Raw genomic sequence first — 12,601 nt, forward strand, 5'->3', positions numbered from 1 at the left:
AATCATTGCAAAAGCAATTGGAGCGGGTAGCGGGAATCGAACCCGCATCATCAGCTTGGAAGGCTGAGGTTCTACCACTAAACTATACCCGCATTGCATTTGCTTGAAATATGGTGGAGGGAGAAGGATTCGAACCTTCGAAGTCGTAGACGTCAGATTTACAGTCTGATCCCTTTGGCCGCTCGGGAACCCCTCCTTAAGCGAGGCGATATCATCCTCCATACCGACTTCCTTGTCAAGCCCAATTAAACGCATTTATAGGCTTTACGTAAAAAACTCTATACTTTCCCTTTATAGTCTTAACTTTTCGTACGGCATGAACAAGTGCTGCATACCTGCAAAATCCTCTACTAGCTGCTTTAGTAGCGCCTGATCGACAAGGCGACGCGCACTTGACTCAATAACAACCCAATATAATCGCTGCGACCTTTCTACCGATTTTATTGATGGCTCATACCCAGCAGCGCTCATGCGCTCGGCAACGCCCTGCGCAGAATCCTCTCGCGCAAACATGCCCAACGAAACCCCATTATTTAACTCACCTGTAGTGATGAGGTAGCCGTCGATCTTGCGCGCTTGCAGCTCCTTAAGCTGCCTTACAGCAGCCTGCCTTGATGGTAGCGGCTGTAAATAAACCCAATATTCGATATCAACCTTACTATCTATTTCTGTTACTTGGGAATCAATATCTAAGCTTAACAGTCGTTGCTGCAAACGTTGCGCCTGATAATTATCACTGAAGCCACCTAAAAGCATTACTTCACTTTTTTTAAAATCTTCTTGCATTGCTTTGCTTTCTAAATCCACAGCCTCACTAAGCAACTTAACTTGACCGGAATAGGCAGGCTTTTGCCCTCTCACCCCTTGCAACGCCTGCTCACTGCTCCCTATTGCCTGATGGTTCCACAAAAAATAAAACGCATTTATTATAATTAGACCTAAAAACAACCAGCGCATTGTCTTACTCCTTTGCAGCATAAGGGCAAACAATAGCTAATCCTACGAATACTAAATCCTCTTCTAGGACAGCAGCATCCGTGACGCTATTAACTAAAGCACTGTCCCCACCTGTGCAAAGCACAGAGAACGATGAACCCAGTGCCACTTGAGCTAACTCCAGCTGCTCGCCTATGAAACCACGGAACATCGCCCCAACCCCCGCAATCACAGCTGCTTGTGTATTATTGCCCAGCAACATCTTATCATCATAAACAGTAACATCCGCCTCAACTGGTAACTGAGTACCACGCCAAAGCATAGTGCTCAACATTTTAAAACCAGGCGCAATACAGCCGCCCATGTGGCTGCCATCTGCAGATATGAAATCCACCGTAATCGCCGTTCCACAATCAATGACGACGCATGCATGCTTTACTTTTGTATAGGCCGCAACAATTGCAAGCCAACGATCAACCCCTAATTTTTTTGCTTGTAAGTAACCATTCGTCACACCAGCTGTGTATTCTAAAGACTGTGCATATTCTATTTCCACACCATAATTATTCTGTATTAATGAGGACATTTGCTCATTTTCTTTCACTGTGCGCACTGAGCACGCACGACAAAATTCAACCTCTAAACACCCCGCCATTTGCAGCGAAGGTAGCAGCTCCTGTAAATCTATTACTGCTCCTCTGCTAATACACCCTAATGATTTAGCATCCAGCAACCGCCACTTAAGCCGAGTATTACCATAGTCAATTTCAAGTATCATGCTGCAACCTAAGACTGAGCTCACCACCCAAATAATTAACCTCTTGGCCGTCTACAACCAGACAGATTTCGCCCTTATCACCAACACCAACGACCACCCCTGAGACAAAATCATTACCTGTTTGCAAAATAGCATTACGACCCTGCCACGCATGAGCAGAAAGCCATTCAGCACGCATACTGCTAAAGCCATATTTTTTTTGCTTTTCAAGGTAGCTGTCTAACTCTTCCAAAACAATTTTAGCGAATAATTGACGGTCAATATTTTCTCCCGCTTCCTTTCTAAGCGAGGTCCATTCCTGATCAATGCATCCAAAAGACTCAAACATATTTAAATTAACACCGATACCAATTACCACATGGCACAGTTCTACTGGATCACCAATCAACTCAAGCAAAATGCCAGCGACTTTGCGTTCATTTATCAAAATATCATTCGGCCACTTTAACTGCGCCTCAATACTGCTGATACGTTTTATTGCTTTACGCACAGCAAGTCCTACAACCAAGCTCAAACCATCAATTTGCCCAAGCCCTTCAGTGATCGGCCAAGCAAAAGACAAATATAAATTTTGCGCAAAAGGGCTAACCCACTCCCTTCCTCGCCGCCCCTTTCCTTGCGTCTGATGCTCAGAAAGGACAGCCAAAGGGGCATTGCAACTAGATAGCAACTGCTTCGCTTGATCATTAGTAGAGCCTATAGACTCATAAACAAATATTGGCAGGGTGGGAAACGAAAACTGGAGAATATCTTGTCTTAACAACACTAGAGGCTGCATAAGCCTGTAGCCTTTTCCCTGCACACTTTGCACATTCACGCCCAAGTCTTCAGTGATCCGCTGCACTCTTTTCCAGATCGCAGCACGACTAATACCCAACTTATCCCCTAAGTCACTACCCGAGTGAAAATCGCCATCTGCCAGTAACGCCAATAAATCATACATATCACTCAGACACTCACTTCTACCGATATTGTATTATGTTTCAATTTACACTCGCAGTCGTCATTAATATCAAGCTTATGAAGGCCTAATAGGCTATTTACTGACATCAAGATTCTTACCAGCAACTTAAAACACCTTAGCAAAAGCAATGATCATGCAGGCTTTAGAAGCTAAAAGCTGCCTCTGCAACTTAACGCAGCCCTCCTGCACTCGAGAGGCCTTGCCAACTCACTCGTATTTCTTTGTGCGCGCACCTAGCAACTGAAACACGAAAAGATACAGGCACTTCAAATCGTATGCGATTAACTTACCAATGTGACATCCGCAGGCACAACAATATAAAGGCAGTGTCGATGCTCGGTTTGCACCAAACTCTATTGCACCTGCCACAGGACTGCTACGTAAGTTGATTATTGCATTCACGTTTAAAACCCCAGACCATTTCTGATCTAGAGTGTTGTGTTTTAGCTTGATAATGACCTACTCAGATTCGCGCCATCCTTGGTGCTCAGCCGGCAGGCTGCCCACAAAATTGCAGGAGAACATTTTGAACAGCTTTAGCTGGCTTGCGCAGCAAGTGAGCTACAGGGATGTAGCGAATCACAGATTCCCGACCCGTAGTGACGTACAGCCATCCATGGTGAACGCCCTGCGGGCAGGCTAAAGCCTGTCCAATTTTACTCCCAGTAAAATTGTCACATGGGACGGCCGGCAGTAACAGTAAAGTTCTGTGAACCACAAATAAAAAAACCCCAGACCATTTCTGATCTAGGGTTTTGTGTTTAAGCTTGACAATGACCTACTCTCACATGGGGAAACCCCACACTACCATCGGCGATGCATCGTTTCACTTCTGAGTTCGGGATGGGATCAGGTGGTTCCAATGCTCTATGGTCGTCAAGCAATTCTTTTTGAGGAGCCGTTTCTCACTTTCGTGATCATCGTCTTCTCTAATTAGGCATGCAATAGTATCAGTTTATTTGTGCGCTTTGCGAACTTTCGGTCACAATTCGTCTTCCCAAATTGTTTGGGTGTTATATGGTCAAGCCTCACGGGCAATTAGTATTGGTTAGCTCAATGCCTCACAGCACTTACACACCCAACCTATCAACCTTGTAGTCTTCAAGGGCCCTTCAGGGAGCTTAAAGCTCCAGTGAGATCTCATCTTGAGGCAAGCTTCCCGCTTAGATGCTTTCAGCGGTTATCTCTTCCGAACATAGCTACCCGGCAATGCCACTGGCGTGACAACCGGAACACCAGAGGTTCGTCCACTCCGGTCCTCTCGTACTAGGAGCAGCCCCTCTCAAATCTCAAACGTCCACGACAGATAGGGACCGAACTGTCTCACGACGTTCTAAACCCAGCTCGCGTACCACTTTAAATGGCGAACAGCCATACCCTTGGGACCGGCTTCAGCCCCAGGATGTGATGAGCCGACATCGAGGTGCCAAACACCGCCGTCGATATGAACTCTTGGGCGGTATCAGCCTGTTATCCCCGGAGTACCTTTTATCCGTTGAGCGATGGCCCTTCCATACAGAACCACCGGATCACTAAGACCTACTTTCGTACCTGCTCGACTTGTTGGTCTCGCAGTTAAGCGCGCTTTTGCCTTTATACTCTACGACCGATTTCCGACCGGTCTGAGCGCACCTTCGTACTCCTCCGTTACTCTTTAGGAGGAGACCGCCCCAGTCAAACTACCCACCATACACTGTCCTCGATCCGGATAACGGACCAGAGTTAGAACCTCAAAGTTGCCAGGGTGGTATTTCAAGGTTGGCTCCACTGCAACTAGCGTCGCAGTTTCAAAGCCTCCCACCTATCCTACACAAACAACTTCAAAGTCCAGTGCAAAGCTATAGTAAAGGTTCACGGGGTCTTTCCGTCTTGCCGCGGATACACTGCATCTTCACAGCGATTTCAATTTCACTGAGTCTCGGGTGGAGACAGCGCCGCCATCGTTACGCCATTCGTGCAGGTCGGAACTTACCCGACAAGGAATTTCGCTACCTTAGGACCGTTATAGTTACGGCCGCCGTTTACTGGGGCTTCGATCAAGAGCTTCGCTTACGCTAACCCCATCAATTAACCTTCCAGCACCGGGCAGGCGTCAGACCCTATACGTCCTCTTTCGAGTTTGCAGAGTCCTGTGTTTTTAATAAACAGTCGCAGCGGCCTGGTATCTTCGACTAGCAAAGGCTTACGTAGTAAATACTTCACCCTCACCAGCGCACCTTCTCCCGAAGTTACGGTGCCATTTTGCCTAGTTCCTTCACCCGAGTTCTCTCAAGCGCCTTGGTATTCTCTACCCAACCACCTGTGTCGGTTTGGGGTACGGTTCCTAATTATCTGAAGCTTAGAAGTTTTTCTTGGAAGCATGGCATCAACCACTTCGCATTCTAAAGAACGCTCGTCATCAGCTCTCGGCATTAACAAAATCCCGGATTTTCCTAAGATCTCTGCCTACCACCTTAAACAGGGACAACCAACGCCCTGATGGCCTAGCCTTCTCCGTCTCTCCATCGCAATAATTAGAAGTACAGGAATATTAACCTGTTTCCCATCGACTACACTTTTCAGTCTCGCCTTAGGGGCCGACTCACCCTGCGTCGATTAACGTTGCGCAGGAAACCTTGGTCTTTCGGCGTGAGTGTTTTTCACACTCATTATCGTTACTCATGTCAGCATTCGCACTTGTGATACCTCCAGCAAGCTTCTCAACTCACCTTCAACGGCTTACACAACGCTCCTCTACCACATAGACATTCCCTTAAAACCACTGTTTATTTTACTTTTACTTCCCTCAACGTGAGGGTGTGCTTTGCTCGCCTAACGGCTCGCAAGCGTAAACAATTGAATGATTTTAAGTGGAATGTCTATGTCCGTAGCTTCGGTGTATGGTTTGAGCCCCGTTACATCTTCCGCGCAGGCCGACTCGACTAGTGAGCTATTACGCTTTCTTTAAAAGATGGCTGCTTCTAAGCCAACTTCCTAGCTGTCTAAGCCTTCCCACATCGTTTCCCACTTAACCATAACTTTGGGACCTTAGCTGACGGTCTGGGTTGTTTCCCTTTCCACGACGGACGTTAGCACCCGCCGTGTGTCTCCCGTGCTCGCACTTGCTGGTATTCGGAGTTTGCATTGGGTTGGTAAGTCGGGATGACCCCCTAGCCAAAACAGTGCTCTACCCCAGCAGTGATACACGAGGCGCTACCTAAATAGCTTTCGAGGAGAACCAGCTATCTCCGGGCTTGATTAGCCTTTCACTCCGATCCACAGGTCATCCGCTAGCTTTTCAACGATAGTCGGTTCGGTCCTCCAGTTAGTGTTACCCAACCTTCAACCTGCCCATGGATAGATCGCCCGGTTTCGGGTCTATTCCCAGCGACTGTCGCCCTATTAAGACTCGCTTTCGCTACGCCTCCCCTATTCGGTTAAGCTTGCCACTGAAAATAAGTCGCTGACCCATTATACAAAAGGTACGCAGTCACCCGATCCTCAATAACACTGCTTGTTTAGTGTGTTGACCAACATTTGCAAGCAAATATTGTTACCTAAACAACCCATGTGTGTCATCAAAATTGTGCCACTCAATGTTATTGAGTGATCGGGCTCCCACTGCTTGTACGCATACGGTTTCAGGTTCTATTTCACTCCCCTCTCCGGGGTTCTTTTCGCCTTTCCCTCACGGTACTGGTTCACTATCGGTCAGTCAGTAGTATTTAGCCTTGGAGGATGGTCCCCCCATATTCAGACAAAGTTTCTCGTGCTCCGTCCTACTCGATTTCATGACTAAGAGATTTTCGTATACAGGGCTATCACCCACTATGGCGGCACTTTCCAGAGCCTTCTACTAATCTCTAAGCCACTTAAGGGCTAGTCCCCGTTCGCTCGCCACTACTAAGGGAATCTCGGTTGATTTCTTTTCCTACGGGTACTTAGATGTTTCAGTTCCCCGCGTTCGCCTCTTATAGCTATGTATTCACTATAAGATACCTAACTTACGTTAGGTGGGTTTCCCCATTCAGAGATCTCTGGATCACAGTCTGTTTGCCGACTCCCCAAAGCTTATCGCAGGCTACAACGTCTTTCATCGCCTCTGACTGCCAAGGCATCCACCGTATGCGCTTCTTCACTTGACCATATAACCCCAAGCAATTTGGTTATATATCTATAACGTGAAGATCGATATTACGCCGAAAATTCGCAATTAAAAAACTCACAAATTTTACCTTAGCCTAAACAATTACCAGTGAAAGTAATCATCTAGTCTTTTTTACTTCTATCACATGCCTAAATTTTTAAAGAACAGTTCTGGTAAAGACCAGACATCAACATTCAAACAGCCTGCGGCTGACTAAATGCTCATGTCTGAGCTTCGAACGATTGGATAATGGTGGAGCCAAGCGGGATCGAACCGCTGACCTCCTGCGTGCAAGGCAGGCGCTCTCCCAGCTGAGCTATGGCCCCATTTTTAACGGCTCTTTTTTGATTATATCTTCGTCAGCCTTGTCACTTACTCAGTCACATACAGAAGTATGCTCCTTCGTTCGCTCCGGCAGCTTCCTCGATCTAAGCAAAAAATAACTCGTTAAACCTAACTCATAACTTAAAAGCTACAAGCCAAATGAAACGGTACCTTTAAACCACCTAATAATTGTCATTTATTCGAATTAGCTTTTAGCTTTCTCTTCAAAATGTAATTTTTCTTAGGCAAGGCATTTAAAGGCGAAGTTTAGTAACACTAAACGAGTCTTTAAATAACGCAGCATAAGTAAAATTTGGTGGGTCTGGGCAGAGTTGAACTGCCGACCTCACCCTTATCAGGGGTGCGCTCTAACCAACTGAGCTACAGACCCATACAGGTCAATCCACCATTTGGTCCGTCAGTCGGTCGGTCAAACTTCACCCTACTTTCCACCTCAACGGCAGGGGTTCGCTTTAACCAAGCCAAGCATAGACCCAATTATCAAGGGCCTAACAACCCAATCGCTACTACAGATTGAATCAAGCAATTCGTGTGGATACTTATGAAGACGATGATGTCTTCGATTAAGGAGGTGATCCAGCCGCAGGTTCCCCTACGGCTACCTTGTTACGACTTCACCCCAGTCATGAATCACACCGTGGTAACCGTCCTCCCGAAGGTTAGACTAGCTACTTCTGGTGCAACCCACTCCCATGGTGTGACGGGCGGTGTGTACAAGGCCCGGGAACGTATTCACCGCGGCATTCTGATCCACGATTACTAGCGATTCCGACTTCACGCAGTCGAGTTGCAGACTGCGATCCGGACTACGATTGGTTTTATGGGATTAGCTCCGTCTCGCGACTTGGCAGCCCGTTGTACCAACCATTGTAGCACGTGTGTAGCCCTGGCCGTAAGGGCCATGATGACTTGACGTCATCCCCACCTTCCTCCGGTTTGTCACCGGCAGTCTCCTTAGAGTGCCCACCATTACGTGCTGGTAAATAAGGACAAGGGTTGCGCTCGTTACGGGACTTAACCCAACATCTCACGACACGAGCTGACGACAGCCATGCAGCACCTGTGTCTGAGTTCCCGAAGGCACCAATCCATCTCTGGAAAGTTCTCAGCATGTCAAGGCCAGGTAAGGTTCTTCGCGTTGCTTCGAATTAAACCACATGCTCCACCGCTTGTGCGGGCCCCCGTCAATTCATTTGAGTTTTAACCTTGCGGCCGTACTCCCCAGGCGGTCAACTTAATGCGTTAGCTGCGTTACTAAGTCCTCAAGGAACCCAACAACTAGTTGACATCGTTTACGGCGTGGACTACCAGGGTATCTAATCCTGTTTGCTCCCCACGCTTTCGCACCTCAGTGTCAGTATCAGTCCAGGTGGTCGCCTTCGCCACTGATGTTCCTTCCTATATCTACGCATTTCACCGCTACACAGGAAATTCCACCACCCTCTACCGTACTCTAGCCCACCAGTTTTAGAAGCAATTCCCAGGTTGAGCCCGGGGCTTTCACTCCTAACTTAATGAACCACCTACGCGCGCTTTACGCCCAGTAATTCCGATTAACGCTCGCACCCTTCGTATTACCGCGGCTGCTGGCACGAAGTTAGCCGGTGCTTATTCTGTTGGTAACGTCAAAACAGTCAAGTATTCGTTAACTGCTCTTCCTCCCAACTTAAAGTGCTTTACAATCCGAAGACCTTCTTCACACACGCGGCATGGCTGGATCAGGGTTGCCCCCATTGTCCAATATTCCCCACTGCTGCCTCCCGTAGGAGTCTGGACCGTGTCTCAGTTCCAGTGTGACTGATCATCCTCTCAGACCAGTTACGGATCGCAGTCTTGGTGAGCCATTACCTCACCAACTAACTAATCCGACCTAGGCTCATCTAATAGCGCAAGGCCCGAAGGTCCCCTGCTTTCTCCCGTAGGACGTATGCGGTATTAGCTTACCTTTCGGCAAGTTATCCCCCACTACTAGGCAGATTCCTAGGCATTACTCACCCGTCCGCCGCTCGTCAGCAGAATAGTAAACTACTCTCTGTTACCGCTCGACTTGCATGTGTTAAGCCTGCCGCCAGCGTTCAATCTGAGCCATGATCAAACTCTTCAGTTATATACTGATCGGGTTTTGAGAAAACCCTAAACTTGGCTCAGCAATCGCAAATATCTTTTATTAATAAATTAAAAAAGACAAAAATAATTCTACAAATTTTCATTCGCCGAATAACTTGTGTTGCTGATAATCTTGCTGACTATCAATCATCTCACACAAGCACCCACACGAATTGCTTGATTCAAATTGTTAAAGAACGTTTCGCTGAGTGTCTCAGCGAGGAGGCGTATTCTACATCTCCCAAAGTAACTGTCAAGGCTTATTTTCTGGAAGATTTTAATTATTGCTTCCGTCTAACTCCTTGGTGCCGGCGAGGCGCTTACGCTTCTCGTTGGCAGGCTGCGAATCTTACACTAGATCGCCACCTTGTCAAGCTGACATTAAAAATAAATCCTTAAAAATCAACCTGTTACGTTAAGCTGTGTTGCTCTATCTGCCTAACGAGGTGCGCATTCTACAGCACAGCATCTACCTGTCAACAGCATTTGCAAAAGAATTCTCTCACTCTGCAACTAGCTTAATTCGAGCGAAGCTTTTCTTTCCCGCTTGACACACATGCTCTGCACCCAGCTTGAAGACAAACTCGCGATTAACCACATCACCATCTACTCGCACACTACCCGCTGCAAGCATATCTCTTGCACCTGCTGCGTTTTTAACCAAACCTGCTTTATTCAATACCGCCGCGATTGGCATGTCACTTTGCGCCGACACCTCTATAGTAGGCAGATCTTCTGGGAGCTCACCATCTTGCATGCGATTCCCTGCAGACTTATGCGCATTCGCTGCAGCTTCCTCGCCATGAAAGCGCGCAATAAGCTCGCGAGCCAGCTCTATTTTGACATCACGCGGGTTCGCACCCTGTTCCACATTAACCTTAAGCTGCTCAATCTCTGCTACATCTCTAAAGCTCAGTAACTCAAAGTAACGCCAAATTAACTCATCAGGCATCGACAGCAGCTTGCTATACATCGCTCCAGGGGCTTCTTGGATACCCACATAATTGCCTAGCGACTTCGACATCTTCTTCACGCCATCCAGACCTTCGAGCAAAGGCATGGTTATGATGCACTGTGGCTCTTGACCGTAAGCCCGCTGCAACTCACGCCCCATCAGCAGATTGAATGTCTGATCTGTACCACCAATCTCGATATCAGCTTTTAAAGCAACCGAATCGTACCCCTGTATTAGCGGATATAAAAACTCGTGAATAGCAATCGGCTGCTGAGTCGTATAGCGATTACTAAAGTCTTCACGCTCAAGCATGCGCGCTACTGTGTAATGCGACGCTAAACGAATAAAATCTGCAGGGCTTAACTTCTCCAGCCAAGTTGAATTAAAAACAACCCTAGTCTTACTCTCATCAAGAATTTTAAAAACTTGCTGCTTATATGTTTCCGCATTGGACAGCACTTGCTCTCGGGTCAACGGCGGCCTTGTAGCACTTTTGCCGCTTGGGTCACCAATCATGCCGGTAAAGTCACCAATCAGGAAAATCACCTGATGCCCTAAATCTTGTAGCATGCGCAACTTATTAAGAAGAACAGCATGCCCTAAATGTAAATCGGGAGCAGTCGGATCAAAACCCGCCTTTACGCTCAGCGGCTGATTACGCTTTAGCTTTTCAATAAGCTCCTGCTCAACAATGACGCTGTCCGCGCCACGCTTGATAATAGCTAACTGCTCTTCAACGGCTTTCATCTTCACGACACCAGTTTTAAAGGATGGGTAACAGAGCAGACTACAATATTTGGAACTAAAAATAAATTACCTGCTCTGAATGCAAATACTTTAGTAGATAAATCATGCGTTCAAGCAACAAAAAACTGACGCAGTGCAAGTTATGGGCTCTATTTACTTGCAGTTAGGGGCTTTTACTTATATTTTACTCAATCGCTCACAGCAGACCAACATGACCATGACACAAATTAACACTCCGACACAGCAAATTTACCCTAAGCGCCACCTGCTTGCGGCAAGTGGAGTTGCTTTATTATGTCTAGCGCTAATCGTTTACCCTTCTCGTGAAGTGGAAGCAAAAAAGACATTTATCAATATTGAATTAGAAGAACAAACAACTGAGCAAGTCACAAGCACACCAGTAAGTGATGTGCAGCAATCAGCTGACATGCTCACTTCAAGACTGCCAACCCTTGAAGCTGCTGCAGCTACGATGCCAGAAGTTGTAGTTAAACCCGAGGCTGAGTCTGATGCAGCAATAGCTGAGCCCCTCGAACTCACTAAAGATTTCACAGTCAGCAGCGGCGATACTCTCTCTGTACTTTTCGCTAAAGCAGAGCTGGGCAACAGCCTAATGCACAAAATCCTTGATTCAGACAAGGACGCTAAACGCTTTACCAACTTGAAAGTAGGGCAAACCATTTCATTTAAGCTCGATGAAAACCAAGAGCTGCAAGCAATCAGCAGCCCCATTAGCGTAACCGAAACAATCCACTTAGAAAAACAGCCTGACTCAGAAGATTTTTCTTTCCGCAAAGAAGTAGCAACGACGCAAATTAACGAAAAGCATGCACAAGGCTTGATTAAAGGTGCGCTACTTTCTGCTACAGCGGAAGCCGGACTGCCTTACGGTCTGGCCATTGATATGGCCAATATTTTTGGCTATGACATCGATTTTGCGCAAGACTTGCGCACAGGTGATCGGTTTGAATTAATCTACGAAGAAAAAACATTAGATGGCGAAGCCATTGGCACAGGCAATATACTTAGCGCACGCTTCACTAATAGAGGCAAGGTTTATACTGCTGTACGCTATACTGATAAAAACGGTAATTCGAGTTACTACAGCGCCGACGGATCCAGCTTGCGTAAAGCATTTATCCGAACGCCTGTCGATTTCGCACGTATCAGCTCGCGTTTTTCTAATGGCCGCAAACACCCCATCCTAAATAAAATCCGCGCGCACAAAGGTGTCGACTATGCAGCACCACGTGGCACGCCTATTAAAGCTGCTGGTGACGGTCGCGTCACGTTAGCAGGACGCAAAGGCGGCTATGGCAATACGGTTGTAATTAAGCATGGCCAGCGCTACCAAACCTTATATGCTCACATGCAGGGGTTTGCCAAAGGTATCCGCTCAGGCAGCACAGTTAAACAAGGTCAAATTATTGGCTATATTGGCACAACCGGCTTATCTACTGGTCCGCACTTGCATTATGAGTTCAGAGTCAATGGCGTGCATGTTGACCCCTTAAGCCACAAGCTACCCGCTGCTGATCCCATACATGCATCAGAAAAACAACGCTTCTTAGAGCTTAGCAAGACCTTGCTGGCCAAACTTGATGCAAAGCAAGACACGCAGCTAGCCCTGAATCAGCAGTAAAC

Annotated in this window: 5 protein-coding genes, 4 tRNA genes and 3 rRNA genes; 1 reads left to right on the forward strand and 11 read right to left on the reverse strand. The window is 47.0% G+C overall.

The features are described from left to right. Positions 1-18 precede the first annotated feature (18 nt). The 11 genes from FXF61_RS11935 to tyrS form a co-directional block, all read right to left on the reverse strand. Positions 19-92 (reverse strand) — tRNA-Gly (locus tag FXF61_RS11935). Between the two features lie 19 nt (positions 93-111). After that, a tRNA-Tyr gene (locus FXF61_RS11940) sits at positions 112-196 on the reverse strand. A 95-nt stretch (positions 197-291) separates the two neighbouring features. Beyond that, positions 292-957, reverse strand: coding sequence for an SPOR domain-containing protein (locus tag FXF61_RS11945; RefSeq protein WP_151185478.1), 666 nt, complete (start codon positions 955-957; stop codon positions 292-294). A 4-nt stretch (positions 958-961) separates the two neighbouring features. After that, on the reverse strand, positions 962-1,714 hold the full coding sequence (locus FXF61_RS11950; RefSeq protein WP_151185479.1) for a type III pantothenate kinase: 753 nt from the start codon (positions 1,712-1,714) through the stop codon (positions 962-964). Beyond that, positions 1,704-2,657: a bifunctional biotin--[acetyl-CoA-carboxylase] ligase/biotin operon repressor BirA gene (gene birA, locus FXF61_RS11955; protein WP_151185480.1), complete on the reverse strand. Its 954-nt coding sequence runs from the start codon at positions 2,655-2,657 to the stop codon at positions 1,704-1,706. The genes FXF61_RS11950 and birA overlap by 11 nt, the downstream gene beginning before the upstream one ends. 786 nt (positions 2,658-3,443) lie before the next feature. Continuing rightward, positions 3,444-3,559, reverse strand: a 5S ribosomal RNA gene (gene rrf / locus FXF61_RS11960). 136 nt (positions 3,560-3,695) lie between these two features. After that, positions 3,696-6,802 (reverse strand): 23S ribosomal RNA (locus FXF61_RS11965). Between the two features lie 252 nt (positions 6,803-7,054). Next, positions 7,055-7,130 (reverse strand) — tRNA-Ala (locus FXF61_RS11970). A gap of 312 nt (positions 7,131-7,442) precedes the next feature. Beyond that, positions 7,443-7,519, reverse strand: a tRNA-Ile gene (locus FXF61_RS11975). Positions 7,520-7,713: 194 nt separating this feature from the next. Further along, a 16S ribosomal RNA gene (locus tag FXF61_RS11980) occupies positions 7,714-9,256 on the reverse strand. The 16S, 23S and 5S rRNA genes sit together here with 2 tRNA genes alongside, the layout of an rRNA operon. A 501-nt stretch (positions 9,257-9,757) precedes the next feature. Beyond that, positions 9,758-10,957: a tyrosine--tRNA ligase gene (gene tyrS / locus FXF61_RS11985; protein WP_151185481.1), complete on the reverse strand. Its 1,200-nt coding sequence runs from the start codon at positions 10,955-10,957 to the stop codon at positions 9,758-9,760. Positions 10,958-11,174: 217 nt separating this feature from the next. Between tyrS and FXF61_RS11990 the strand changes: the two genes are divergently transcribed. Further along, a complete protein-coding gene (locus FXF61_RS11990) occupies positions 11,175-12,599 on the forward strand; it encodes a peptidoglycan DD-metalloendopeptidase family protein (protein ID WP_151186095.1) in 1,425 nt (474 codons plus the stop codon). Positions 12,600-12,601: the final 2 nt, after the last annotated feature.

The organism is Pseudomonas sp. C27(2019) (genome assembly GCF_008807395.1).
GTDB lineage: Bacteria > Pseudomonadota > Gammaproteobacteria > Pseudomonadales > Pseudomonadaceae > Denitrificimonas.

Bases quoted from the DNA above. Each gene is read 5' to 3' on its own strand.
- FXF61_RS11945 (WP_151185478.1), bottom strand. From the start codon at position 957: ATGCGCTGGTTGTTTTTAGGTCTAATTATAATAAATGCGTTTTATTTT.
- FXF61_RS11950 (WP_151185479.1), bottom strand. From the start codon at position 1,714: ATGATACTTGAAATTGACTATGGTAATACTCGGCTTAAGTGGCGGTTG.
- birA (WP_151185480.1), bottom strand. From the start codon at position 2,657: ATGTATGATTTATTGGCGTTACTGGCAGATGGCGATTTTCACTCGGGT.
- tyrS (WP_151185481.1), bottom strand. From the start codon at position 10,957: ATGAAAGCCGTTGAAGAGCAGTTAGCTATTATCAAGCGTGGCGCGGAC.
- FXF61_RS11990 (WP_151186095.1), top strand. From the start codon at position 11,175: ATGACACAAATTAACACTCCGACACAGCAAATTTACCCTAAGCGCCAC.